This is a genomic window from Seohaeicola saemankumensis (assembly GCF_042678485.1).
In the GTDB taxonomy this organism is placed as follows: Bacteria; Pseudomonadota; Alphaproteobacteria; order Rhodobacterales; family Rhodobacteraceae; genus Seohaeicola; species Seohaeicola saemankumensis.
This window is the reverse complement of the sequence record NZ_JBHTKR010000003.1, coordinates 109,496-135,285: the sequence shown is the minus strand read 5'-3', so window position 1 is coordinate 135,285 and position 25,790 is coordinate 109,496. Positions and strand designations below refer to the sequence as shown.

Below are 25,790 nucleotides of genomic sequence, written 5' to 3'. Positions count from 1 at the left end.
CGGTGCCTTTTTTGTTGTCGGCAGTCATCTGCGTCAGGGGCGCAGCACAGTCAGGGTCAGTCTGCCCTGACTGGTCGGAAGCCATTGATCCGACTGAAGCGCATTGCCAGCCCTGTCGACGACATAGCTGTTGCGAAACGACAGGTCGTCAGATGCACAATCTTCGGTCATGGCGCGCCCGGCAATGCCCGTGGTTGTGCGAACCTGCGTTCCCACTGACAGGGTGCAGTCCAGCGCGATCTGGCGTGTCACGTCCTCGCCATCCAGAACCTGCATCACGCGCCGCGCCTTGCCAGCCCGATTGGCCCGCAGCAGTTCCAGCATCGGGTCGATGTCGGATGCCATAAGATCGCCGCCCAACCCGCGTGTGGCCGTCACTACCCCTTGGCGCAACACAAGGGTTTGCCGGGCGCCTGTCGCATAGGTGCGCCAGGGGCCATTGTCGCGAATCCCCACGATATAGAAAGGGCCAGCGCCGTTTTGCGGCTGAACCAGGATCACGGGCGCCTCGGTCTGCGCCAGGATCACGGACGGGGCCGCCAGACTCTGCGCCTGTCGCGCGCCTGCGGTCTTGCCATCAAAGGGCAGGGTGCCGCCAAACTGTGCGGCCACGCCCGAAACGACAGAGCGATAGTTGATCCGGTTGGGGTCGTTGCTGCATCCGGCCAGGGCCAGGGCCGCAAAAGCCCAGGCTGCAGCCGATCTTGTGCGCGGTCTATCCAGCATCCTCATCTCCAGACCCGCCCCCATTTCTTTTCCAGTTCCGGCCGGTGATAATCGCGCACCTGTTCATAAAGCCTGTCACGCAGATCCAGCCGCGCGCCACCGTCGCGCGTCAGCGGGCGCACGGTCACATTGCCCAGCCGGCGCGAGGGTTGTCCCAGCACATGGCCCAGGGGCACGGTGATCCGGAAACCCTTGTCAAAAGACCCCTCGCCGAAATCTTCGGGCGTCACATCCGTCAGCGTGGCAAAGGCGCCCAGCCGCCAGCCATTGGCGAATTCGCGGTCCAGGCTGATCGTGGCGCCCACATCCCCGGCCAGGTAGCGGCCGACATCCAGTTGCCCGTGGAAACCCCGGCCCAGATCGTAATAGGCCGAGGCATGGCCCGTCGTCACCTCGTAGTCGCGCAGTCCGAACAGCTGGTCAAAGTCGCGCTGGCGGACCTGGTTGATCTCGATCCCCAGGGCAAGGCGGCTGTCCACGGGTTTCCAGAGCAGCTCGGCCGACAGGCCCGCATACATCTGTTCCAGGTAACCTGCCGACACCCGCGCATAGAGATCACGGCCCGGGCGCATGTAATGCGTCAGCGTCAGATGGTCGATCGAGGGATCGCCCTGCTGTGCATAAAGCCCGTAATCCGTGCGGACGCGCGGCAGGGCCGAGGCATCACGCCGGCTGATGCTGTCCAGGTTGCCGACCAGCCGTTTCGACATCGCGCCCGACAGGATAAGGCCGGGGGCGATCAGCAGATCAGCCCTGGCCGTGGCCAGAAGATCGGCGCGAAACGGGTTGTCGGGATCGAACAGGCTGTAGCGCAGGTTTGGACCGAAAGACCATGTCAGCGCGGCAGGCCGGTCAGTGACCGGGATCCGGGCGACGGTGGCCGCATCCTCGATCCGGGTCACCTCAAGAAGTGCGGACGCCGGGGCATGTTCCAGATTCTCCAGATCGGCGCGCCTCAAGGTGATGGCCGACATGGCCATGCCATTGACGACCGGCACGATCACGAAGGTGTCGATCGACCCGGGCAGAACGCGCGCCATGATGCGCGCGCTGCGGCCGATGGCCTGCGGCTCGGACGCATGGACCGGGTTGATCAGCCGCAGCAGGGCCCGGTCGTCTGTCAGGGTCAGCCCATCCATGACCATGCGCTCGCGGGCCAGCGCCTGTGCAAGCTGCCCGGGCAGGGCATCCCGTTGTGCGGGCTCCTGCTGCCAGCCAAGGTCGCGCCGTTCCGCCGCGCTGCGCCGGTAGACCGGCGCCGGGGCCGTTTCTGTCCCGCCCGGCGTGCCGGTGCTGCGCGGATTGGTGTGCACGGTGATCTGGGCGCCGATCGCCGCGCCCTGCAGCGCCAGCACCGAGGCCTGCACCCCCTCCGCAATCCGGTAATCCAGCCCGAAGTTCCACCCGGTCTTGGGCGTCAGCAGGCCATTCGCAGCCTCTTCCGCAAAATTGTCGGATGAATATTCGGCCTTGAGGGTCAGACGGTCGTTCACCGCCCATTCCACCCCGCCAAAAGCGGCCATGTCACCACGGAACCAGCGGTCATAACTGGGCACGCCGCCCTGTTCCAGCAATTCGGTGCCGCGGGTGCCGGTGCTGGCAATCGCGTTGCGACCGCCAAGACGCCCCCAACCAAGGCCGCCCGTCACCCGAACCCGCGGAGTCAGGCTCTTGCTGGCCACGACATATTCCGCCCCGTAAAGCGAGGTGCCGGCAAAATCCAGCAAACCGATGGTCACGGCCGGGCGATAGCGGCCTTCGCGCAGCACCTGATAGCGCAGATCAAAGCTGCGGTCGTAATAGGTGCCCCCGTCAAGGCCGGGCACTGTTTGACCGCGCAGCCGGGTCAGCCCGTCAAGTGCTGCATATCTGAAGCTGCCCGAGAGGCGTGGCGTGATCTGGAAGGTGACCGTGCCCCGCGTGATGCCGCCGATTCGCGACAGGCTGCCCGACAGCGTCGCATCCGGTGCCATCATGGCGCTGGGCATTTCAACGATGCCCGGCGCACCGTTCATGTTGAAGCCGGGCATTTCGCCGTGATCCGGAAATAGCGCAGGGGCGGCGTTGTCCTGGGCCAGAAGCGGCTGCGCGCAGAGCGCGAAAAGCGCCAGATAGCCAAGACTGGCGCGTCCAGGAAAACGGTCTCGAAGCGGCGCTCTGCTGATCACGCGACAGCCGGATTTCGCAAGCTTCATGGGACCATCCCTGTTCACACACACCACCCGGTCTGACTAGGTGAAACAGGACATCTTGTCTACGCCCCCGACAAACTGTTCCTGTATTCAGGGCCGAACTGTGTTCACGGCTCCGCAAGTGACCTGCAGATGCAATCCCGCACCGTGGTATCGGCGCGCATCCCCTGGATCAACAAACGGGCCGCCAGATGTGCATTTGCGCTGATTTTCCACTTGTCCCCCGCCCGCGTGATGGATACACCCGTCGGCGGAGACGTGGCCGAGTGGTCGAAGGCGCTCCCCTGCTAAGGGAGTAGACGGGAAACCGTCTCGTGGGTTCGAATCCCATCGTCTCCGCCACTTAAACCCCTTAAGTCACTGATTTTTATGGGAAAGCGATTGCCGAATCCCCCATAATGTCCCCCGCCTTGACGTGGACTGCCTCGGAATTTGTCGGAAGTCATTATGAAGAAAGCCCCACTCTCGGCGGGGCGATCTGTTGGCATAGGTCATCGAGCAAGCTTTTTTAAAGCGCCTTCGGCTTGAGGTGCCTCTTACAATCCTTTGGTCGTTTGGTTGTTGCTGTGAACGCATCTGCGCCGCATCTAATGCAGGTCCATTTTGTGAGGGTTGCCCTTTGGACAGATCGGTCACGCCGCCACTTGCATTCGATCCTGGGTCGCGGTCGCCTCACGATCAACCACCACATCAGCAGAAAAACCAAGACACCAGCGGCTATAGCTATGAATTCTTGATAGCGCAGCGCTGCTAGAATGATCTGGTCTTTAAATTCTTGCATGGGCGGCGGGAGCCTCCGTCAGTTCAAGAAACCGATGATATCCTAGACTGTGATACATTCACTTACCCAGATGGTTTCTAAGCTCGATGTCATAAGCCCAATTGTTCTGGCCAGTAATGGCCCTTCAGATCAACAGATGTTGGCAACGGTCGACGATGCGAACAAGGCAGCCACGAGGCTAATACTTTGAACTAGCTTTCAGTCCTTACCGCCCAAGAAAAATGTATTTGGTTACTTTGCTCATTACTTCGTTAAGTGTCGCAGTCAGCCTGTTCAACTCACTGTGCTGTTCGACGAATTCCGGTGCATATCGCGAAATCAGATATTCGCGCTTCTCTGTCATGGCTACCAAATGGTCGGCCGTCTTCTTTCGCAGCCTCAGAGCATCTATAAAGGTAGTGTCTGCAAGGTTGTGCACCCGAGCACGTATTTCGCTGTTGGGAACGCCCCTGCTGCGCAGAAAAGCGTTTAAACACAATTCTATCGCATGAATGGAACAAAGGCGAGCAGGTGCATAGGAAAGTGGAGCGCCCCTTTGAGCGTTTTGAAACAGAGCTGTGGCAGCCGCATGATATGCTTCTGCTAGCCTCAAAATGTCCTGAACAGCGGCATTATCACCTGGATAAGATTTTTCTGGATCGTTTTTACTCAAATGATTTGGCCTCAAAATATCGAAGGACTGACATGTGTCCTAGGCCCAAGCAACCACCGATCAATCGCGCTGTCCAGATCTTGGGCCTTCATTCAAGGCGCGTGATCAGTTGGGCCGTCAGCAACTGCATGAAACGGGAGCTGGCGATCCGGGCGCTGAAGATGGCAATCGCTCTGCGGCCACCGCCCAAAGGCTGCATCTTCCACAGTGATCGCGGCAGCCAATACTGTTCGCATGACCACCAGAAAATCCTGCGCGAGCATGGCGTCCGGGGCTCGATGAGCGGCAAGGGTAACTGCTATGACAACGCCGCAGTCGAGACCTTCTTCAAAACCATCAAGGCCGAGCTGATCTGGCGACGCCCTTGGGAAACCCCCCGACAGGCTGAGACAGCCATCTTCCAATACATCAACGGCTTCTACAATCCGCGTCGAGGGCACTCAGCATCGGGAGGGAAAAGCCCCTTCGCCTTCGAACGCAAAGTGGCCTAATCGAGCACTTGGGGCGGCACAAATACGCGATAGATCCACCTTGGCGTGACGACTGCAACGAGGGGCGACCTGGGTCAGGTCTCCTGCGATAGCTATCATTTGATGGCAAGATCAATGGTGCGAAGGATCTCTTCAGGATCAATCCAATATCCATCCACCCCACCTTCCCCAACGACAAAGCCGTACCTCAGGCCGAGTCCGTCAGCATAATCCTTCATCATATTGTTCAGCCGCCATGGTGGGAGCATCATGACAACAATGGCGTCCGGTCGGATAGCGAGCATGCCGTGGATCATACCGCTTCCCTCGACACCAATAATAACGTCGGCCTCTCGAATCCGTGGCACCATCTCATCCACGCTCATCTCGCCTGGATCGATGATTTCGAAGTTTCTTTCTGCAAAAAAGTCCTCGAGTTGCGCTTCGTTTTCGGGCGCGCGATGGACACCCCAGCCGCGCCTTCTAAAAAAGATCCCGTGCCCTGAACGAGCTGCGGGTATTGTGCGGACAAGGGAATTCATTTTTCGCAGTCTTGCTATCTTGTGGCTGTTCATGCCGCGATCATCGAAGATCCAAGCATGGCGTATTCGCACATCCTCAACGGCAGTGTACTTTAGGTTGAAGAGATCCCAGTAGCGTGCAGCGTGTCCGCCCATACCCTTGGCCACTTGGGTGTCGATATAACTCTTTCCAAACTCCGGTGCCAAAAGTGAGGAAGCACCTCCGTCAATAACCATATGTCCAAAGTAAAAAGTCGCGTAGTGCGACATCGGGAGTACGGCAGTCTCCAGTGTGTCCGTAATTGAAGCAAGGGGCTTCCGTTTGCGCCGTCCGCCTTGCCGATCCTGCATTCGGTGTGTAAGAAGCCGCCCACTTGAAAAGACGCAATTGTCGATCCGGTAGGCAACGGTCGCATCATCCCTGCGCACCCTCTGAGTAATGCGTGTCTTTTCGAGTTCGAAAGAGTTGTTTTCGGAAACGCCTGTTACTCGATCGAGTTGCCCCTCCAGATAAAAAGCCTGAGCGACCAAGTTTTCTTCATGAGGGCAGATAATAACAGTCTCTGCTGCGGACTCAGCGGCGGACCGATCTAAACCCAGGCGCTGGAAAATCAACTGGGTCAGCGGCCTGAAACTAATGCTGCGGTTAATAGGCACTTTTCACTCCGAAAATCTGGAAAATCAGGTATTCGACAGACAGAAGATTTTTCACCTTCCTTCGCAGGTGGTAGTAGGACCAACCAAGGATCACCGTTTATGGGCAGGTTCGATCAGTTTTTCACTTTCTATATTCATGATTGTAAAACCCTGTTGGAAAAAACAATAAATTATTGATTTTCATTCGATGATGCAGCGCCGTTTTAGCTGTTTGATCCCACCGTTTGGTGATTGAAGCGTTTCAAAGGAAGAGAGGACGCGTTTGGTGTAAGTTTGCCAAGGTAAAGCTGCTGTCACGATGGCCGATAAGGCAGAAATAGAACGTCGCAAGAGTAGTTGATACACGATTTTAGGTCATTCAAAGCAAGAACTCTTTTACCGCTGTTATCACACGCTCAACCTGATTGCTGTTCATTTTATAGAAAAGTGGCAGCCGCAAAAGTCGCTCGCTTTCAGTTGTCGTATACCGGTCAACCCCATTGAAGCGACCGAATTTTCGTCCGGCCTGCGAGGAATGAAGCGGATGATAGTGGAACGGCGCCTTAATGCCTCTCGAATTCAACCATCGCATCATGGCATTACGTTCACTCATATCACGAAGCTTTATATAGAACATATGCGCGTTGTGCGAAGTACCCGGAGGAAAACTCTGCACTTCTATTCGACCATCTGTGCATAGATCTCTTAATTCTTTACTGTAAGTATCGTGAATAGCCATTCGGCTGGCGTAAATTTGGTCCCGCGCCGTGATCTGCGCCCAAAGAAAAGCGGCGCTTATTTCGTTCATCAAGTAAGAACTTCCCAAGTCCACCCAAGAGTACTTGTCTACTTCACCATTCAGGAAGCTTTTGCGATTGGTACCTTTTTCGCAAATGATCTCAGCCCGTTCAATCAGCGCAGGATTGTTAACTATGGTCAAGCCTCCCTCCCCGCCGGAGCTCAAGTTCTTGGTTTCATGAAATGAAATGGCGCCAACGGCACCGATTGTGCCCAAAGGCCGACCGTGCCAGCTTGCCATCACGCTTTGCGCGGCATCCTCGATCACAATCAGTTTGTGTTTGCCGGCAAGCTCCATGATCGCATCCATGTCACAAGCCACCCCGGCATAGTGCATCACAACGATGGCTCGTGTTCTTTCGTTGATCGCGGCCTCTATCTTGGTCTCATCGATATTCATTGTATCGGGGCGGATATCGACAAAGGTGATCCGCGCTCCGCGCATCACAAAAGCATTTGCAGTCGAAACGAAAGTGTAAGAGGGCATAATAACTTCATCACCCTCTTGGATATCCAGAAGCAGCGCAGCCATCTCAAGCGAATGCGTGCAAGAAGGCGTTAAAAGAGCGCGGACACATCCCAGTTCCTTCTCAAACCATTCTTGGCATCTGTTCAAATGCTCTTTGGAGTGAGGGCTTTTAAGTAGATTCAACGCATATATAAGTTGTTCTTCTTCATACCCGGTTATGGGCATCCGATTGAACGGAACGGTGTCCTGTTCCTCTAACATGAGAAAGTCCAAGCGTTTCATTAGATCCATAATCCAGAATGAGTACGTTTTTGAAAAAGTTCGAGCGTGGCTTTAAGCTTATCAAGTTCCAGGTGGAATCCATTGACGGTTCCCTTAGCTACGACAAATCCCCACTGGAGGTTTAGCGCCGCGCACAAATGTCGGAATATTACATTGAATCTGTCGGCGGGCTGGATGCAGATTATTATCCCCCTCTCAGCCATGGAGAAAAGGCCGTGTACGAGGTGGCTGCCCTCAACCCCTATCACTATCGGAACGTCTTTTAAGGCACCGCAGATTTCGTCGAGGGACTGGTATTCAGGGTCGATGACTACGAAGCCTTGAGAAATGCACCAGGCTTCAATCTCAGCTGCATTATCCAAGCAACGGACTTGGCCCCTTACGCCACGACGAATGAACGCCCCAGGACGAGGTCGGGATCCAAGTGTCGCAGCCTTTACATTCGCAGCCATTTTTTGCAAACGTCTACGCTTATCAGGTCCTAACGAAAAGTCTTGGAAAAACCATAGTTCGCGAACAGAGACTTGGTTTTTCTCTGAATATTCAAAACCAAACCGGGCAAGATACTCCACGCACTGCGAAGTGCGTGGAGTATCCATGGTGGAAAAAATCGGTTTGGCAAATTCTTGTGCCAACGCGTGTGTTGCTGCATCGTCGACAAGAAAATGAGCAAAATAATCGTTTCCCTGCCAACTCGAGCATAGTGCAGCAGCGTCAAGTTCTTCAGTGATGCGCATAGGTCTGCTGCGCGCATATCGAAGCGACAGGTCTTTGAAACCTGACCAGCTACTTATGCGGTTATAGCCGATAACAGCGTTTCGAATGAAATAAGCGCGGGTTTCAATATTTCGGAGGTTCGGGGCTACGGTCTGTTCAAGCTCATCTGCAAGACTGACGGCCATGCCATGCGTCCCAGTCACATCATCCAGCTGGTCCGACAAGTAGAGAGCCTCGGGAAGCCGCATGGTTTCAGGAGGTTCAACCGTCACGGTCTTTTCGGCGCTATCTTCGAGCGACTTGTATCGCCTAAATTTTTGAAATGCCCGACTAACGACAGGCAAAAGAGATGGAATGGCCATCCTCATCCTAAAAACCAGTTGGTGTCATGATTACGCTCATTTGGCTTAGAGGATCACGTGGATGTGTCAAGTAAAGTTTAGAGTCATAACCCAAGGGTTGAGCAACGGTTGGCGCGTCCAACTTGTTTTAAGCTCCCGACTGGCGGGGACATTAGCAGATCAAATCAGCTTGTGTTTGACAGGGCGGCTGGCTGGCCACCATCGGTGACAAAACCTTGCCCGGGCCGCTACCTGAAGACCTCTCACGGCACTGTCAGATCAAACCAGCTTGAGGTGGGCTGGGCGGTTCCGTAGCTTCCCGGAATGACAAAAATACTCCCCATTCCTTTACTTCTAGACGAGCCCCGAGGTCATTCGCCTGGCGGTGATGATGTACATTCGGTTTCCGCTTTCATTGCGAAACGTCGATGATCCCCTGCACGCGCGGGGGGAGCGAGAAATCAAGCTTCTTCTGAACGCCCAAACCAATGATCGAAGCCGTTGGAAAGCGCCGGCCTGTCCCTCATCCGAGACGACAGCGCAGGGAGACCCCATGCTGTCGCCCGTTGACTTCGATGCTACAGAGCACAAACTGAAGCAGGCTTGTGACCGGGAAACCAGGGGCCATTCAAATGCCGTCTCGACCCTTCGAAACACGGGCGTCCCTGGGCTTGACGCGCGCGATGACACCCGGCGCCGCGCCTCTGGTAAGGGCGGCTTTGAGCCGGGCGAAAAAGGACCCATGCGACATGGCCTGTCAAAGACTGATCGGAGTGAACAAACCATGCATTACGTGATCCATTGCCTCGATCATGCGGGAGCTCTCGATAGGCGGCTTGCGCATTACGCGGCGCATAAGGCCTATCTGAGCAATCCGTCGGTCAAGATCGTGATCTCGGGCCCGCTGCTGGCGGATGATGAGGAAACCATGATCGGGTCGATGTTCCTGGTCGACGCTGACAGCCTTGCGCAGGTCGAGGCATTCCACCGCAACGACCCTTTCCATGCCGCAGGTATCTGGGAGACGGTCTCGATCCGTCCCTTCAACAAGCGCATGGATAATCGGGCCTGACGACTTCGGCCCGATTTCGGCGCAACAGGTCTGGCGCATCGGGGGGCACAAACCGGCCCGCATCGGTCCGGCATCACGGCCCTGAGCCTAGCCCCCGATTTCGGCCCGCATGATGGCAGCACCATCCGCCATCGCCTTCATCTTGCCGAAGGCCACGTCACGCGGCAGATATTTCAGCCCGCAGTCCGGCGCCACAACCACCTTGTCGGCATCCACATGCGGCAGCGCGCGGCGGATGCGATGGGCGATGATCTCGGGTGTCTCGACCTGCATGTCGGCCAGGTTCAGCACGCCCAGGATGATGGTCTTGCCGCGCACCTCTTCCAGCACCGAAGTATCGAGGTTTGCCTGCGCCGTCTCGATCGAGATCTGGTCGCAGAGGCAATCCTTCATCTGGGGCAAAAAGGAATAACCGTCGGGCCGGCTTTGCGTCAGGGCGGCATAGCCGAAACAGATGTGCACGGCTGTCGTGCCCGCAGCGCCTTCCAGGGCGGCGTTCAACGCCGCAAGGCCGTATTCTTCGGCCAGCTCGGGTTTGGCCTGCATCCAGGGTTCGTCCAGCTGCACCACATCGGCGCCCGCGGCGAAGAGATCAGCCATCTCTTCGCGGACAGCACGTGCATAATCCATCGCGGCATCAGCGGTGCTGGGGTAATATTCGTTCAGGGCCTGCTGCGACATGGTGAAGGGGCCGGGCAGGGTGATCTTGATCTTCCGGTCCGTATTGGCGCGCAGGAACTTGAGATCTTCCACTTCGATCGGGCGGACGCGCCGGATCGGACCAGAGATTCGCGGCACCGGCACGGGTTTGCCGGACCGTGTCATCACCTCGCCGTAGTTGTCGAGGTCAAGGCCCTCCAGCGCCGTTGCGAAGCGGTTGGAATAGCTTTCGCGGCGGATTTCCCCATCGGTGAGGATGTCCAGCCCCGCGCGTTCCTGGTCACGGATGGCGATCAGGGTCGCGTCATCCTGGGCCTGTTGCAGCAGGTCTTCGGGGATGCGCCACAATTCCTTGGCACGGGTGCGCGGCGGAAACTGGCCTTTCAGCTTTTCACGATCGATCAGCCAGTCCGGCTGGCAGTAAGATCCGACGAGAGAGGTGGGAAACAGCATTGTGGTCCTCATGATTTGGTCGGGTGGAAGGCCCGGTATGAATGGGGCGGGCCGCTCAGCCGCCCAGTACCGATTGCAGTACCGGAAAGCGGCGAATTTCATGGGCGATATGCGATGCGGCCTCATGCAGTGCGGGCAGGCGGTCACGCAGCAGGTCGTCAGGCGTCACCATGCCGGTATAACCCGAGCTGTTCAGTGCCGCGATGGTACGCCCTTGCGTGTCGCGGATCGGCACCGCCAGCGCCGTGATGCCGTAGTCCAGCTGATCGACCGTTGCGGCCCAGCCATCGGCGCGGACCTGCTCCAGAATGCGGGCAAGCTCTTGCCGGTCGGTCACGGTCTTTTCGGTCATCCGGCGCAGATCGGCGGTCGCCAGCCAGGCGCGCAGCTTGTCTTCGCTCAGCGCCGCCAGCAGGACACGGCCGATGGCGGTGCAATGGGCCGGGTAGCGCGCACCCGACACCGCCGCCGCGCGGCGCGCTCGCTGCACCGAGACATGGGCGACATAGATCACGTCATCCCCGTCCAGCGTGCCGACCGAGGCCGCGTCGCCGAAGCGATCGACCAGTACCCGCAAATCCGGCTGCAGCACCTCGTCGAAGCGGGCCGAGAAATGGAAGGACGATCCCAGTGTCATGACCTTGGGGCGCAGGAAGAAGTGCTTGTCGGCCTTGCCGACATATCCCAGCCATTCAAGCGTGATCAGCGACCGGCGCGCCGCCGCAGGCGACAGGCCGACGCGCCGCGCGATTTCGGACAGTGTCATGGCCGGGTGATCGGCGTCGAAAGCCTCGAGGATGCCAAGCCCCTTGGCCAGCGCCTCGACGAACTCGGGCGGCCTGGCACGTGACGATCCGTAATCAGCGCGGCCCACGACCGGTCAGCCGGCCGGTGCCAGCACGAAGTCGAAATCGACCACCGCTTCTGGCGTCATGGTCGTGACGACGCCCAGATCCTCGCCCTTCTTGACGGGGCGAAGCTTGGCGATCAGCGACTTGCGGACACCGAACACCGCGTCATTGTCGAGATATTCCATGTTCTCGAAGAAGACCTCGGTCGTGATGGATGCCATGCCCGGTGCACGCACGATGTAATGCAGATGCGCGGGCCGCCAGGCGTGGCGATCGCCTGCGCGCAGCAACTCGCCCACGGGACCATCATAGGGCACGGTATAGGGTTTTGGCAGCACGGTCGTGTACCAGTAACGGCCCTGATCATCGGTTTCGAACACGCCGCGCAGGTCCATCTTGTCCTGGCCTTGCGCCTGTTCCTGGATCGGGTAGGTGCCAGCCGCATCGGCCTGCCACGTGTCCACGATCGCGCCTGCAAGCGGCTTGTGCAGGTTGTCGGTGACCTTGCCACGCACCAGCACCGTCACCCCGTCACGCCCATCTGACAGATCATCGCCCAACGCCTTGCGCGGGGCATCGTCCAGATAGAAGGGCCCAAGGTTCGATCCTTCGGTCGCGCCCCCTTTCGAGTTGATCATGTCGACCAGCGCCGAGAATCCCAGCACGTCCGACAGCAGGATGAACTCGTGCCGCTCGGGGGTCGAGATCTTGCCACAGTCGTAAAGGAACATCAGCACCCGCATCCATTCCTCATGCGTCAGCTGATTTTCCCGCGTGAAATCATGCAGGTGGTCGATCAGGCCATGCAGCAACTGCTCGAACCGGCTGCCTTCTTCGGTCCTGAACGTGTCCTTTACCGCCTGAGTTATGGTGAACTGGTTGATGTTGCGCATCATTTCCTCCCCGCGATCCGCACTGTGACAGACCTCTCAAATTGCGACTTGACGTAACGGTAGAGTGCGCCATTATGTTCGGCAAGAGAAAATATTTTCGCCATACGAAAACTGTACGAAAGCTGTGGGACCCGCCATGCGTATCGGAAAACAGGATCAGGCTTTCACGGCCATCGCGACCTCGGACGCAGAATCGATCACGGTGCGCGGCCACGATCTGTGCGATGACCTGATCGGCAAGATCGGCTTCAGCGATTACTTCTGGCTGCTGGTGATCGGCGAAAAGCCGACCGAGGCGCAGCGCGGGATGCTGGATGCCTGCCTTGTGGCGATTGCGGAACACGGGCTTGTGCCATCCGTTCAGGCCGCGCGCATGACCCTTGCCGCGGGCCCCGACGCCTGGCAGGGCGCGATGGCGGCGGGCCTTCTGGGCATGGGCAATGTGGTGGCGGGCAGTTCCGAAGCCGCAGGTCGCTATCTGGCCGAACTTGTTGCGGCAGCCGAGGGCGGCGATATCGAAAGCGTCGTGATCGACAGTCTGCGCCAGCACAAGGCCAAGCGCATGAAGGTCGCGGGCATGGGGCATCCGCAGCATTCGGGCGGTGACCCGCGCGCCGATCGCCTGCTGGCGATTGCAGACCAGCTTGGCGTCAGCGGGACCTATATCAACGCCCTGCGCACGCTCGACAAGCACGCAGGCACCATCATCGAGCGGCCCCTGCCGATCAACGTTTCGGGCGCGATCCCGGCCTGCATGCTGGACGCGGGCTGGCCGCTGGAGGCGCTGAAGGCCGTGCCGCTTCTGGCGCGCACCGCCGGCCTGTCGGCGCATCTCTACGAGGAATCGCTGCGCTCGATCGGTTTCATCATGTCCCACAAGGCGGATCTTGCTATCAGCTATGACGGCAAGCCCCCCCGGAAACACGCGGCGGAGTGATCCCATGGTACGCATCCTCAAAGACATCCGCGTGGTCGAACTGGGCACCTATATCACCGGCCCTGCCGCCGGCATGCACCTGGCCGACCTGGGCGCCGATGTGATCAAGGTGGAACGCCCCGGCACGGGCGATCCGTTCCGTGCCTTCAAGGGCGGCCTCTACAGCCCGCATTACCAGACCTACAACCGCAACAAGCGGTCCATCGCACTGGATACCGCCGACCCTGCGGACCACGCCGTTCTGCTTGATCTGATCGCGACGGCTGATGTCTTCATCCAGAACTTCCGTCCGGGCGTGGCCGAGAAACTGGGCGCGGGCGAAGACGATCTGCGCCGCGTGCGCCCCGACCTGATCTATTGCGCGATCTCGGGTTTCGGCACCTCGGGCCCGTCCCGCGACAGGCCCGCTTTCGACACTGTGGCGCAGGCGGCGGCGGGCTATCTGCGCCTGCTGACCCCACCGGCCGATCCCCGCGTGATCGGCCCCGCGATCGCCGATGCGGTGACCGGCCAATACGCCGCGATGGGCATTCTGGCCGCGCTTTTGGAGCGGTCGAAGACCGGCAAGGGCCGCCGCCTCGACATCTCGATGCTGGAGGCGATGAGCCACTTCAACCTGGACAGCTTCACTCACTATTACAGCGTGGGCGAAGTGATGGGCCCATTGTCGCGCCCTGTCGTTTCGCAATCCTACACCTTCGAATGCGCCGACGGAAAATGGGTGGCGATCCACATGTCCTCGCCCACAAAATTCTGGCAAGGCTTTCTGGCCGCAACCGGGCAAGAGCAGCTGGCCGAAGACCCGCGCTTTGCCGAACGTATGGAACGCATCCGCCACCAGGACGAGATGATCGCGCATTTCACACCGATCTTCCGGCAGAAGACGCGCGATGACTGGTGCGCCTTGCTGCTGGAAAACGAAGTGCCGCACAGCCCCGCCTATGACAGTGACGAGGCGCTTGAAGATCCGCAGGCGCAGCACCTGCATCTGAAAATTACGGCGCCATCTCGCGAGTTGGGGACTTTCACCACCGTGCGCGCACCTTATAATTTCGACGGCCAGCCCGAGCTGGACGTCGTGCCACCGCCCGTCCTGGACGAGCATGGCGACGAAATCCGGACCGAGCTGGCGCGGAGGAAAGCCAGCTGAACGCGGGTTATGACAGGGCCAGATGCAGTATCCGGCCCCTATAGGGGAGGAAAGTAATGAAGTTCATGTATGGCATGGTCTTTGCGGGAGCCTTGGCGCTGCCCGTGCAGGCCCAGGAAACGATCAACCTGACCGTGGCTGCCAGCCACCCGACGGTTGTGCCTTGGGTCGGCATGATCCAGACGCATTTCATGGCCCGGACGGATGAGATCCTGGCCAGCACCGGCAACTACAAGATCGAGTGGAACGAAGCCTTCGGTGGCCAGCTTTACAAGGCCAACGCAACGCTGAGTTCGGTCGAGGAAGGCATCACCGATATCGGCTGGGTCTTCTCGTTTCTGGAGCAGGCCAAGCTGCCGCTGAGCCAGGCATCGTCGAACGCGCCTTTCTCCAGCGACAACCCGCCCGCGATCCTTGCCGTGATGGAAGAGCTTTACGAGACCAACGAAGCTTTCCGCAACGAGTGGGAACAGCATAACCTCAAGGTTCTGGGCTTCACCGCGACCGATCTCTACGACATCTACACAAAGACGCCCCTGACCGGCATCGACGACATCGCGGGCATGAAGATCTCGGCCCCCGGCGTGCTGGGCAACTGGCTGCGCGGCACTGATGCCAACGCCGTCGACGGGGCACTGACCACCTATTACACCGACGTGCAGACCGGCGTGTCCGACGGGGTTCTGACCCTGGCGCTGGGCGCGCTGCCGATCAAGCTTTACGAGGTGGCGCCGATCATCAACCGCTTCGACGCGGGCGGGTCGTTCTCGGGGGCCGTCGCGATCAACCGCGACAGCTGGGACGCTCTGCCGCAAGAGGTGCAGGACGCGATGATCGTTGCCGGCAAGTATTATACCGTCAGTCACGGCGAAGACCTTGTGACGCGCCACGAATTCGCGCTGAACAAGATGGTCGAACTGGGCGCGGGCCAGTCGGTGCCGGTGCAGATCGTGCCGATGCCTGAAGGCGAGCTGGCCAAATGGGCCAACAAGCTGCCCAACGTTGCCAAGGAATGGGCCGAACCGCTGGATGCCCGTGGCATCCCCGCCTCGGAATTCCTGGCACAATACCTGGCCGGTCTGCGTGCCCGCGGCGAAGAGCCCGTCCGCGCATGGGACGAGTGATCCCCCAGCCATGAGCCTGGCTGACAACCGCCACGAAACCAGCCGCGTGATCCGCGGCTGGCACCTCGTTGTCGAGGCTTTCGCCGCGATTGGAACGCTGTTGATCGGGGTGTTGATGCTGATCATCTGCGCCGACATCGTGGCGCGGAACCTGATGGGTGCGTCCCTGCCGCTTGTCTCCGAGGGCGGCGCCCTTCTTGTCGTGACGCTGGTGGCGCTTCAGCTGGCCGCGACCGTGCGCGCGGGCCGACTTGCCCGGGCCGAGTTTTTCCTCAATGCCGTCGAAAACCGATCGCCGCGCGCGGCCGCAGCGTTGCACGCCGCCTTCAACGCGATTGGCGCCGGCGTGCTGGGCACCATCGCCTGGGCCACGATCCGCGTTCTGGAAAAGGATGTGAATGCGGCTGAATTCATCGGTATCAACGGTATGGGCACCCTGCCGACCTGGCCGTTCCGGGCGCTGATCCTGGCCGGTTTTGCAATTGCCGCGATCGAATTCGTGATCGCGACCCTTGGCGCGCTGCGCTCTGTCATCAAGGCCAGAACATGAGTCCCGTAGAAATCGGAAGTTACGCGCTGGGCGGCTTGATCCTGCTGATCATGATCGGCCAGCCCATCGGCATTGCAATGCTTGCGGTCAGTTTCGCAGGCGTGGCCTTCATCCGCAACGAGACTGTCGCGGTCCGCATGATGGCACAGGTCGCCAATGACAGTCTGGAGGAATACCTTTTCGCAGTCGTGCCTCTATTCGTGCTGATGGGGCTTCTGGTGACTGTCTCGGGCGTCGGACGCGACACGTTCGACGTTTTCCAGCGCCTGCTCAGGCGCGTCGTGGCGGGCCTTGGTATGGCCACTGTCTTTGCCAACGCGGTCTTCGCCTCGATCACCGGGATCTCGATTGCGTCGGCCACTGTCTTCAGCCGGATCGCCGTGCCCGAAATGCGCCGTCACGGCTATACCAACCGCTTTGCCACAGGCGTTGTCGCGGGTTCGTCCGTACTTGGCATGCTGATCCCGCCGTCGCTGCTGATGATCGTCTATGCCGTTCTGGCCGAACAATCCGTTGGCCGGATGTTTCTGGCAGGGGTTGGGCCTGGCCTGCTGCTGTCGGCGCTGTTCTGTGTGACCATCCTGATCCTGGCGCTGACCAGGCCCCGGTTTGTCTTCGAAAGCACGGACAGCGCGCCCGAAGACGCCCCCATCGGCCTGGCCGAGATCGCCACCAAGGCCGTGCCCATCCTGTCACTGATGGCCCTGGTCCTGGGGGGGCTCTATGGCGGGTTCCTGAACCCGACCGAGGCCGGGGCCGCAGGTGCATTCGGCGCATTGGTCATAGCGCTTCTGCGCCGGTCGCTGGATCGGCGCACCTTCTGGGCGCTTCTGGTCGAAACCGGGCAGATCACGGTATCGGTTCTTTTCCTGATACTTGCGGCCACATTCTTCAGCCGGATGCTGGCGCTGTCGGGCGTGCCGCAGAGCTTGGCGCAGGTCTTCCTGTCGGGCGGCATCGGGCCTTACGGTTTCCTGATCCTGTACCTGGCGCTGATCATCGCGCTGGGGTGCCTGATCGATTCCATCTCGATCATGCTGATCGTCCTGCCGATTGCGCTGCCTATCGCTCAGGCGGCGGGCTTTGACATGATCTGGTTCGGCGTCATGACCGTCATCGCGGTCGAGATCGGGCTTCTGACGCCGCCTTTCGGGCTGTCGGTCTATACGATCAAGTCTGCCATGAACGACGATTCGCTGCGCGTGGGAGAGATCTTCGCAGGTGCCGTCCCCTTCGTTCTGGCGATGATCGCGGCGCTGGCCATTCTGATCGTATTCCCACCAATCGCGACCTGGCTGGCCCGGATATAATCCGGCAGAGCAGCCCGCACATAACCCCCGTAGAAAAGGAATGCCAATGCCCAAATTGCTGTTCGTCCCCGGTTCGCTGCGCGGTGCATCCGCCTCGCGCGCGACCGTCCGCGCCCTGATCGCCATGATCGGCGCACGGGCGCAGTGTGACACCGCCGATGTCGGCGCCCTGCCGCATTACAACGCGGATGTGACCGACAACGCGGCCGTCGCGGCCTTCGTCGCGCAGGTTGACGCCGCGGATGGCGTGGTCTTCGTGACGCCGGAATACAATTACTCGGTGCCCGGTGTGTTGAAGAACGCCATCGACTGGGCCTCGCGCCCGGCCTTCGCGTCGGTCTTTGCAGGCAAGCCCTGCGCCGTGGTCAGCGTGTCGGGTGGCGCGACGGGCGGTGTGCGGGCGCAGGGGCACCTGAAATACATCCTGAACGGGATGCTGGCCGATGTCTGGCCCTGCAAGGAAATCGCCGTCACCATGGCCAATACCAAGGTCGAGGATGGTGTGCTGAAGGACGAGCCCACCCTTGCCTTTGCCGAAGAACAACTGGCCGGTTTCCTGGCCAGGCTGACCTGACAATACCTGAGCCGCCGCAGCCCGGACACGCGTGGTCACGGGCAGATCAAACCGGGTCGATGCGGTCAGACCCGTGTTCCGGGGGCACAGGTCTGCCCCGTGGCCGTTTCAAGCCGGGCGGGCATCTTGCCGCCCGGCATTGATGCTTTTCGGGCGGCATCGACATCAGAGGTTCGGCAAGCCCGGTTCACCGGAGGCTTGCGCCGCGGGGGCAACGCGCGGGGCAGTTCGCTGTCCCGATCGCGCTGCGTCCCGCGGTGCGTCAGAATTATTCCACCCCTGCCAATTCTTGTTGACGTAGCGTGAATTGAGTCACAGTGTCCAACAATAGGACACTAAAGCGTCGCGCTGGGGGCGATGGCGGCAAGGGTATGCGGCGAAAGCCGCCTACGGAGGAGCCTTGCTGCCGCAGACAACATCCCGCGGCCGGCCTGTCCTGACATGACTCAGGGAGGAGACCATGAAGATGATGAAATCCAAGATAGGCGGCACATTGGCCGCAGTGACACTGGCGGCGGGCCTTGCCGGGCCCGCGACCGCGGCAGATGACACCTTCAAGATCGGGGTGATCACCTTCCTGTCGGGCCAGGCCGCGGAAAGCTTTGGCGTGCCGGCCTGGAACGGTGGCAAGCTGCTGGTGGAGATGCTGAACGAAGGCGGCAAGCTGCCCGCGCCCTATGACACCATGGGCTTTGGCGGAATGAAGATCGAAGTCGTCGTCGTGGACGAGGCCGGCGGCGCCACCAAGCAGGTGCAGGAATTCCGCAATCTGGTGCAGCGCGAAGAAGTGGACGCGGTTGTCGGATACGTATCGTCCGGCGACTGCCTGGCCGTGCCGCCGGTTGCGGACGAGCTGAAAGCCTTCACCATCCTTTATGACTGCGGCACCCCGCGTGTGTTCGAGGATGGCACCTATGAATACGTGTTCCGCACTGCGGCCCATGCCACGATGGATAACGTCAGCCTGGCCCGCTACCTGAAATCGCGGAACTTCGATGTACCCAGCTTTGCCGGCCTGAACCAGGACTATGCCTGGGGGCAGGACAGCTGGGCGGATTTCACCGGGGCGATGAAGCAGCTTTACCCCGATGCCGAGGTCAAGACGGCCCTGTTCCCCAAGTTCGGCGCGGGTCAATACGGCACCGAGATCTCGGCGCTGCTGCGCGAAAAGCCTGCGCTGGTCCATTCCTCGAACTGGGGTGGCGATTTGCAGGGTTTCCTGATCCAGGCCACGGCGCGCGGTCTGCATGAGCGGTCGCAACTTGCGCTGGCGGCGGGCGATCACGTGATCCCGCAGCTTCAGGACAAGATGCCCGACGGTATTTTCCTGGGCGCGCGTGGCGTCAACGGCCTGGCGGCCTATGCCCGCGGTGGCGAGCTGAAGGAGCTGACCGACACGATGTGGAACGCCTATGAGGCAGAGTTCGGAACCTTCCCGGTTCAGGCCCCCTTCCGGATGTGGCAAGCCCTGTTCGGCCTGAAGACGGCGGTCGAAAAGGCGATGGCCGATAACGGCGGCAAGAAACCGTCCAGCGAAGAACTGGCCGCGGCGATGAAGGGCCTGTCCTGGGATGCCCCCTCGGGGCGCATCGAGATGGCGCTTGCGAACGGGCACCAGGCAATCCAGCCCAATGCGATCGGCACCACCAAGTGGAATGCCGCGGCTGGCAAGATGGAACTGGTCGATGTCGAATATTACGACGCCCGCTGCGTGAACCCGCCCGAGGGTATGAAATCGCAGGACTGGCTGGCGCAGGGCTTCCCCGGCGCGCAGTGCGACTGACACCGGCGATCTGAACAGGCCCGCCGCAGCGCTGCGGCGGGTCCCTTTTTCCTGAAAAGCGCAGGGACCCCGGACCCATGGATCTTGTGGCAACCATCCTTGTCGATGGACTTATTTACGCCGGCTGGCTGTTTATCGTTTCGGTCGGCCTGACGCTTGTCTTCGGCGTTCTCAATATTCTCAACATCGCGCATGGCAGTCTTTACGCGATTGGCGCCTATGCCTCGGCCTCGCTTGTGGGCGCCTATTTCGCGGCCGGTGGCGCCGCATTTCCCTATGGCAGCTATGCGGCCCTGATCCTGGCGGCACTTCTGGTCGCGCTGGTGCTGGGCCCGCTGCTGGAGCGGGGCCTGCTGCGGTTCTTCTATGGTCGCGACGAGGTGCTGAACGTGCTGGTGACCTATGCGGTGTTCCTGATCCTCGAGGATGTGATGAAGCTGATCTGGGGGGTGAACCCCTATTTCGTCTACGAACCCTATACCCTTCTGGGCGATGTCGAGATCGGACCGCTGTTCTACGTAGGCTACGATTTCGCCGTGATTGCGGCCGCGATCATCGTGGGGCTGGTCGTATGGCTGACGCTGAATCACACGCGTATCGGCAAGGTGGTCCTGGCAGTCATCCATGACCCCGAGATGAGCCAGACCATGGGCGTCAACGTCCAGCGGATCTATCTGGGTGCCTTCATGGCCGGTGCCTTCCTGGCCGCGCTTGGGGGGGCGCTGACCGCGCCGATGATCTCGGTCACGCCGGGACTTGGCGTGAATGTGATCATCGTGGCCTTCGCGGTCGTGATCATCGGAGGGCTTGGATCGGTTCCGGGGGCGGCCATCGGGGCGCTGATGGTGGGGATCAGCCGCGCGGCTTCGGTTCACATGCTGCCCGAGGCCGAACTGTTCATCATCTATTTCGTGATGGCGATCGTCCTGATGTTCCGGCCCGAGGGGCTGTTTGCAAAAACCCAGGCGAGGAAAATCTGATGCCGATCAATCTTGTTCTTTCGGCCATCGCCGCCTTTGCCGTGCTGGCGACGGGATCGCTGATACTGCCGGACTGGGCCATGTTCCTGTTCGCCATGGCGCTGGCCAAGGGTCTTGTCTGCTTGGGCATCGTCGGTATGATGCGCGGTGGTGTCGTGTCTTTCGGGCAAGGTCTATACTATTGCCTTGGGGCCTATACCGCGACGCTTGTGGCCAATTCCTTCGGCGTGTCCGACATCTTCGTGCTGACCCTGCTGAGTGCGGCGGTCTGCCTGCTGGTGGGGATGGCCTTTGGCCCGCTTCTGTCCAGCTATCGCGGCATCTTTTTCGCCATGCTGTCGCTGGCCCTGTCGATGGTGCTCTACGGGTCGCTTTCCAAGATGAGCTTTCTGGGCGGCACCGATGGTCTGAACATCGCGGCGCCCACATTCATGGGATGGGCGCCCGAAGGCCGCCCGTTGCAGACGGCGCTTTACATCTATGTCGTGGCGATCGTCGTCATCGCGGGCGCGCTGATGCGGCTGTATTTCGACAGTGAACGCGGATTGCTGACCCTGGCCACGCGCGACAATGAACTGCGGGTGGAATACCTCGGGGCATCGGTCCGCAACATCATGGGATACAACTATGTCTTCGGTGCGGTTCTGGGTGGTGTCGGCGGCACCATCGCAGCCCTGGCCCTGGGCCATGTGGACCCGGAATTCGCGTTCTGGACCACATCGGGCGAGTTCGTCTTCGTGGCGATCCTTGCAGGCTACAGGTCGGTTCCGGCCGTCTTTGTCGCGGCGATCATCCTTGAAATGGTGCGGTCCTTCTCGAACCTGTATTTCCCGAACACCTGGCAGCTTGCACTGGGCATTTTCCTGCTGGTCGTGATCGTCCTTCTGCCCAACGGGCTTGGTTCGCTTGTCAGCCGCCGCCGCAAGGGAGATGCCACATGAGCAAGAGCGTTCTCGACGTCCGCGACGTGCAGAAATCCTTCGGCGCCGTGACGGCCGCCAGGGACATATCGGTCACCGTGCCCGAAGGGGCGGTCTATTCGCTGATCGGATCTAATGGGGCGGGCAAGACGACTTTCGTGAACATGGTGACGGGGTATATCAAGCCGGATTCCGGCACGATCCGGTTCGGCGACCGAAACATCGTCGGTCTGGCGCCGCGCCAGATCACGCGCATGGGCATTCACCGGTCTTTCCAGATCGCGCAGCTGTGCAACGAACTGACGGTCGAGGAAAACATGCTGGTGGCCGATGCAATCCACGCCAAGACCGGGGCATCGTTCCTGCGTCGGGCCCATCAGCCCGAAGCGCGCGATCGCGCCATGGCCACGCTGGAGCGTTTCAACATCGCCGAGCATCGGCACCGTCTGGTTCCCGAACTGTCCGGCGGGGTCAAGAAACTGCTGGATATCGCCATGGCCATGGCCGGCGACACGCAGATCATGATGCTGGACGAACCGACATCGGGCGTCGCGGCGGATGAGAAGTTTCCGATCATGGACCTGGTGATGGACGCCTTGCGATCGGCCGGGGTGACCGTCATCTTCGTCGAACATGACATGGATATCGTGACGCGCTATTCCGAACGTGTGCTGGCCTTCTATGACGGTCGGATCATTGCGGATGACGCCCCCGACGAGGTGCTGTCCGATCCCGAAGTGCAGCGATATGTGACGGGGGCACCGGCATGACACTGAAGCTTGAGAACGTCCAGGTCAGCATCCAGGCCGCGCCGATCCTGCGCGGGGTCAGTCTTGAGGTTGGCACCGGCGAACGGATGGGCCTGATCGGTCGCAACGGCGCGGGCAAGACCACGGTCATGCGCACCATAACCGGACTGGCGAACATGGCCTCCGGCAAGGTGTTCTGGAACGGCGAGGACATATCGGCCATGCCGCCCCGTGAACGGGCGCGGCTTGGCTTTGGCTACATGCCCGAAGACCGCCGCCTGGTCCCCGATCTGACGGTCGAGGAAAACATGTTGCTGCCCGCCTGGGTCAATGATGCGATCGACGGTCAGAAAGGTCTGGAATTCGTCTATGACCTGATGCCGGAACTGTCCAAGATGGCGCCGCGCAAGTCGCTGCTGCTGTCGGGCGGACAGCAGAAGATGGTCGCGCTGGGACGGGCCCTGATCGCCGGCCGCAGGCTGCTGCTGCTGGATGAACCTTTCGAGGGTGTGGCGCCCGCGCTGGCGATGCGGATTTCCGAGGTCATCACCTCGCTCAAGTCCGAAGGGCTGTCGGTGCTGATCGCGCAATCCGAGCTGAGCCATTCACGCGAATTGCTGCAGCGTGAAAGCGTCATCGAACGGGGCGAGATCGTCGCGGTCAACGTGATGGATCGTTCCCTGCTGGAGAAGACATGACCATTGCACCCGCCTTGTGTCCGAACTGTCCTGCCGGATCTGTCCCGGCTCTTTCACCGTGATCCTGTTTCCCAAGAGATGAAACCTCCATGCCGCTCAAGCCCAAACCACTTCGTGTCCAGCATGCCTATGAACAGGTTTCGACCGAAATCGAAACCCAGATCCTCAGCGGGGCGCTGAAGCCTGGTGACAGGCTTCCGGGCGAGGCGGAAATGGCCAGCATGTTCCATGTCAATCGCTCGACCGTGCGCGAAGGCATCCGGCGGCTTGAAAGCGAAGGCTTCGTGCGCCGGATCTCGCCCCGCAAGATGGTGGTCAGCATCCCCCGCATGGCCGAGCTGTCCTCGCGGCAGACCCGCGCGCTGAGCATGCTCGAGGTGACATTCGACGAATTGTGGAATGTCGCCATCGCGACCGAACCGCTGGCGGCCGAACTGGCCGCGCGCCATGCCGATGCTGCGGATATCGCGGCGCTGGACGAGATCCAGAAAGACCTCATGGCGGCGCAGGGGCAGGGCCAGGTCACGATCGAGATCGATACCAAATTCCATTCGCGCGTGGCGGCCGCAAGCAAGAACCGCGTGCTGCAACTGGCTCGCGAACCGATCGGCTTTCTGCTCTATCGCGGGATCGGCGTGCTGATCCCCAAACTTCCGCAAGCCATGTCACGGCAGGTTGTGGCCCATCACCATGTGATCGAGGCGATACGCGCCAAAGATCCCGAAACGGCGCGCACCTGGATGGCGCGCCATATCGACGACTTCAGGCGCGGCTATATCCACGCGGGCCTGCCCCTGGATGAGCCGATCGCGGGCGTGGCCAGCCGTCTGGTCGAGTTGGGGCAAGCCTGATGTCGCATCAGCTGCATATGCGAAAAGAGCTTCACTACGGCGATCGGGTCTTTGCCTGTCATGTCCGGCGCCCCGGCAATGTGCATGGTCTGCTGGCCGAGGCGGTGGCGCGCCACCCGCACAAGGACGCGGTGATCTGCGAGGGGACCCGCTGGTCCTATGCGGATTTCGACAACGAGGTCGCCCGTGTGGCTGCCGGATTGGCCACCATGGGCGTCGCACAGGGCGACAGGGTCGCCATGCTGCTGGGCAATGGCATTCCCTTCCTGGTGCTGACCTATGCCGCTGCCCGTATCGGCGCGGTGACCGTACCGCTGAGCATTCGAGACCAGATGCCGGGGATCCGCCACGCGCTGCTGAATTCAGAGGCGGTTGCCCTGATCGTCGAGAGCGCGTTTGCAGACCTTGTGCCGCCGCCCGACATGACCCCGCATCTTCGGGCGCGCATCAGCCTGGGGCAGGTGCCCGGATATGTCGATTACGACCGGCTGCGCGACAACAAGCCATTGGTCACAGCCGCCGATGTCCCGGAGGATGCGGTTGCGACCATCCTTTATACCTCGGGAACAACGGGCGTACCCAAGGGGGCGATGTTGACGGGGCTTGGCATCGTCCATTCGGCCACGAATTTCGTGACCACGATGGACCTGGGGCCGGATGACAAGACCATCGTGGTCGTCCCGATGAACCATGTGACGGGGCTGGTGGCGGGGATACACACCCTTGTCCGTGCCGGCGGAAGCATCGTTGTCATGCGCGAGTTCAAGGCGGTGAAATTCCTTGAATGCGCCGCGCGCGAGGGCATGACCTGCTCGCTCATGGTGCCTGCGATGTATAACCTGTGTCTGCATCAGGCCGATCTGGCCGCGTTCGACCTGTCGGCCTGGCGTGTCGGCGGCTATGGCGGCGCACCGATGCCGGCAGCCACCATCGAACGGCTGGCCAAGGCGCTGCCGGGTCTGGGGTTGATGAACGCCTATGGCGCGACGGAAACAACATCTCCGGCCACGGTCATGCCCGCGGATCAGACCGCGGCAAGACGCCTGTCGGTGGGACAGCCCGTGCCGGGGGCGGAAATCTGCGTCATGGACGATGCCGGACGCGAAGTGCCTGTCGGCCAACCCGGAGAGCTGTGGATCAGGGGGGCGATGGTCGTTCCCGGCTACTGGCGCAATCCCGAAGCGGATGCGCGCGAATTTTCAGCCGGTTTCTGGAAGTCGGGTGATATCGGGGCGGTGGATGCCGACGGTTATGTGCATGTCCATGACCGCAAGAAGGACATGGTCAACCGTGGTGGCCACAAGGTCTTTACCGCGCAGGTGGAAAGCGTGATTACCGCCTGTCCCGGCGTGATCGAGGCCGCCGTGGTCGCCAAACCCTGCCCGATCCTGGGCGAGCGTGTCCACGCGGTCCTGTGCATCAGGCCCGGCGAAGTGACCGAGGACGCGGTCGCGGCGCAATGCGCCTCGCAGCTTGCCGATTATCAGTGCCCCGAAAGCTATACCCTGCGTGAGACCCCGCTGCCGCGCAATGCCAATGGAAAGATACTCAAACGCCAGATCAAGCAGGATCTGGGGTTTTTGGATACGTGATCGCCCGGACGATGCCGCGCCCTGTCGCGCCGCATGTCCACCAACCAACGGCCCGAAG

General features: G+C 60.5%; 23 protein-coding genes, 1 tRNA gene and 1 pseudogene. 16 read left to right on the top strand and 9 right to left on the bottom strand.

What is annotated here, in order from left to right; translation table 11 throughout:
* Positions 1-33: 33 nt before the first annotated feature.
* Together ACFQ3C_RS07430 and ACFQ3C_RS07425 are read right to left on the bottom strand one after the other, a co-directional pair.
* A complete protein-coding gene (locus ACFQ3C_RS07430; RefSeq protein ID WP_380790041.1) occupies positions 34-726 on the bottom strand; it encodes a YjbF family lipoprotein in 693 nt (230 codons plus the stop codon).
* Positions 727-728: 2 nt separating this feature from the next.
* Positions 729-2,894, bottom strand: coding sequence for a YjbH domain-containing protein (locus tag ACFQ3C_RS07425; RefSeq protein WP_380790039.1), 2,166 nt, complete (start codon positions 2,892-2,894; stop codon positions 729-731).
* Positions 2,895-3,170: 276 nt separating this feature from the next.
* Between ACFQ3C_RS07425 and ACFQ3C_RS07420 the strand changes: the two genes are divergently transcribed.
* Positions 3,171-3,260, top strand: a tRNA-Ser gene (locus ACFQ3C_RS07420).
* Between the two features lie 644 nt (positions 3,261-3,904).
* On the opposite strand, the gene ACFQ3C_RS07415 is transcribed toward ACFQ3C_RS07420, so the two are convergent.
* Positions 3,905-4,351 carry a hypothetical protein gene (locus ACFQ3C_RS07415; RefSeq protein WP_380791149.1) on the bottom strand — a complete coding sequence of 149 codons (447 nt, stop codon included), beginning with the start codon at positions 4,349-4,351 and terminating at the stop codon, positions 3,905-3,907.
* Between the two features lie 77 nt (positions 4,352-4,428).
* Here ACFQ3C_RS07415 and ACFQ3C_RS07410 point away from each other — a divergent pair.
* A pseudogene (locus ACFQ3C_RS07410) lies at positions 4,429-4,842 on the top strand (IS3 family transposase); the annotation flags it as partial.
* A 95-nt stretch (positions 4,843-4,937) separates the two neighbouring features.
* Here ACFQ3C_RS07410 and ACFQ3C_RS07405 read toward each other — a convergent pair.
* The 3 genes from ACFQ3C_RS07405 to ACFQ3C_RS07395 all read right to left on the bottom strand — a co-directional run bounded on the left by ACFQ3C_RS07405 (position 4,938) and on the right by ACFQ3C_RS07395 (position 8,606).
* A complete protein-coding gene (locus ACFQ3C_RS07405; RefSeq protein WP_380790037.1) occupies positions 4,938-5,999 on the bottom strand; it encodes a glycosyltransferase 61 family protein in 1,062 nt (353 codons plus the stop codon).
* 358 nt (positions 6,000-6,357) lie between these two features.
* Positions 6,358-7,527 carry a dTDP-4-amino-4,6-dideoxygalactose transaminase gene (rffA, locus tag ACFQ3C_RS07400; RefSeq protein ID WP_380790035.1) on the bottom strand — a complete coding sequence of 390 codons (1,170 nt, stop codon included), beginning with the start codon at positions 7,525-7,527 and terminating at the stop codon, positions 6,358-6,360.
* Complete coding sequence (locus tag ACFQ3C_RS07395) at positions 7,527-8,606, bottom strand: glycosyltransferase 61 family protein (protein WP_380790033.1); 1,080 nt, start codon at positions 8,604-8,606, stop codon at positions 7,527-7,529. The genes rffA and ACFQ3C_RS07395 overlap by 1 nt, the downstream gene beginning before the upstream one ends.
* A 364-nt stretch (positions 8,607-8,970) precedes the next feature.
* On the opposite strand from ACFQ3C_RS07395, the gene ACFQ3C_RS07390 reads away from it, so the two are divergent.
* Entirely contained in the window at positions 8,971-9,657 is a 687-nt protein-coding gene (locus ACFQ3C_RS07390) for a YciI family protein (RefSeq protein ID WP_449329184.1), read from the top strand.
* 87 nt (positions 9,658-9,744) lie between these two features.
* Here ACFQ3C_RS07390 and ACFQ3C_RS07385 read toward each other — a convergent pair whose 3' ends face one another.
* The 3 genes from ACFQ3C_RS07385 to ACFQ3C_RS07375 are packed head-to-tail and all read right to left on the bottom strand — an operon-like array spanning position 9,745 to position 12,514.
* Positions 9,745-10,770: a uroporphyrinogen decarboxylase family protein gene (locus tag ACFQ3C_RS07385; protein ID WP_380790028.1), complete on the bottom strand. Its 1,026-nt coding sequence runs from the start codon at positions 10,768-10,770 to the stop codon at positions 9,745-9,747.
* A 55-nt stretch (positions 10,771-10,825) separates the two neighbouring features.
* Positions 10,826-11,644: an IclR family transcriptional regulator domain-containing protein gene (locus ACFQ3C_RS07380; RefSeq protein WP_380790026.1), complete on the bottom strand. Its 819-nt coding sequence runs from the start codon at positions 11,642-11,644 to the stop codon at positions 10,826-10,828.
* 6 nt (positions 11,645-11,650) lie between these two features.
* Positions 11,651-12,514, bottom strand: coding sequence for a dioxygenase family protein (locus ACFQ3C_RS07375; protein ID WP_380790024.1), 864 nt, complete (start codon positions 12,512-12,514; stop codon positions 11,651-11,653).
* Between the two features lie 136 nt (positions 12,515-12,650).
* Here ACFQ3C_RS07375 and ACFQ3C_RS07370 point away from each other — a divergent pair, with 136 nt between their 5' ends.
* The 13 genes from ACFQ3C_RS07370 to ACFQ3C_RS07310 all read left to right on the top strand — a co-directional run bounded on the left by ACFQ3C_RS07370 (position 12,651) and on the right by ACFQ3C_RS07310 (position 25,732).
* Entirely contained in the window at positions 12,651-13,451 is an 801-nt protein-coding gene (locus tag ACFQ3C_RS07370) for a citryl-CoA lyase (protein WP_380790022.1), read from the top strand.
* Positions 13,452-13,455: 4 nt separating this feature from the next.
* A complete protein-coding gene (locus ACFQ3C_RS07365; protein WP_380790020.1) occupies positions 13,456-14,601 on the top strand; it encodes a CaiB/BaiF CoA transferase family protein in 1,146 nt (381 codons plus the stop codon).
* Between the two features lie 56 nt (positions 14,602-14,657).
* Entirely contained in the window at positions 14,658-15,725 is a 1,068-nt protein-coding gene (locus tag ACFQ3C_RS07360) for a C4-dicarboxylate TRAP transporter substrate-binding protein (RefSeq protein ID WP_380790017.1), read from the top strand.
* 10 nt (positions 15,726-15,735) lie between these two features.
* On the top strand, positions 15,736-16,275 hold the full coding sequence (locus tag ACFQ3C_RS07355) for a TRAP transporter small permease subunit (protein ID WP_380790015.1): 540 nt from the start codon (positions 15,736-15,738) through the stop codon (positions 16,273-16,275).
* The gene (locus ACFQ3C_RS07350; protein ID WP_380790013.1) at positions 16,272-17,585 is read left to right on the top strand and encodes a TRAP transporter large permease; all 1,314 of its coding nucleotides are present in this window, start codon (positions 16,272-16,274) and stop codon (positions 17,583-17,585) included. The genes ACFQ3C_RS07355 and ACFQ3C_RS07350 overlap by 4 nt, the downstream gene beginning before the upstream one ends.
* 46 nt (positions 17,586-17,631) lie before the next feature.
* Entirely contained in the window at positions 17,632-18,159 is a 528-nt protein-coding gene (locus ACFQ3C_RS07345) for an NADPH-dependent FMN reductase (RefSeq protein WP_380790011.1), read from the top strand.
* 460 nt (positions 18,160-18,619) lie between these two features.
* Positions 18,620-19,942, top strand: a complete 1,323-nt coding sequence (locus ACFQ3C_RS07340; RefSeq protein ID WP_380790009.1) for an ABC transporter substrate-binding protein — start codon at positions 18,620-18,622, stop codon at positions 19,940-19,942.
* 77 nt (positions 19,943-20,019) lie between these two features.
* Positions 20,020-20,922, top strand: coding sequence for a branched-chain amino acid ABC transporter permease (locus ACFQ3C_RS07335; RefSeq protein ID WP_380790006.1), 903 nt, complete (start codon positions 20,020-20,022; stop codon positions 20,920-20,922).
* Positions 20,922-21,863 carry a branched-chain amino acid ABC transporter permease gene (locus ACFQ3C_RS07330; RefSeq protein WP_380790003.1) on the top strand — a complete coding sequence of 314 codons (942 nt, stop codon included), beginning with the start codon at positions 20,922-20,924 and terminating at the stop codon, positions 21,861-21,863. Before ACFQ3C_RS07335 ends, ACFQ3C_RS07330 begins: the two co-directional genes overlap by 1 nt.
* Complete coding sequence (locus ACFQ3C_RS07325) at positions 21,860-22,612, top strand: ABC transporter ATP-binding protein (protein WP_380789998.1); 753 nt, start codon at positions 21,860-21,862, stop codon at positions 22,610-22,612. The genes ACFQ3C_RS07330 and ACFQ3C_RS07325 overlap by 4 nt, the downstream gene beginning before the upstream one ends.
* Positions 22,609-23,289 carry an ABC transporter ATP-binding protein gene (locus ACFQ3C_RS07320; RefSeq protein WP_380789995.1) on the top strand — a complete coding sequence of 227 codons (681 nt, stop codon included), beginning with the start codon at positions 22,609-22,611 and terminating at the stop codon, positions 23,287-23,289. Before ACFQ3C_RS07325 ends, ACFQ3C_RS07320 begins: the two co-directional genes overlap by 4 nt.
* 89 nt (positions 23,290-23,378) lie before the next feature.
* Positions 23,379-24,140, top strand: a complete 762-nt coding sequence (locus ACFQ3C_RS07315) for a FadR/GntR family transcriptional regulator (protein ID WP_380789993.1) — start codon at positions 23,379-23,381, stop codon at positions 24,138-24,140.
* On the top strand, positions 24,140-25,732 hold the full coding sequence (locus tag ACFQ3C_RS07310; RefSeq protein ID WP_380789991.1) for a class I adenylate-forming enzyme family protein: 1,593 nt from the start codon (positions 24,140-24,142) through the stop codon (positions 25,730-25,732). Before ACFQ3C_RS07315 ends, ACFQ3C_RS07310 begins: the two co-directional genes overlap by 1 nt.
* The last annotated feature ends 58 nt before the right edge of the window (positions 25,733-25,790 follow it).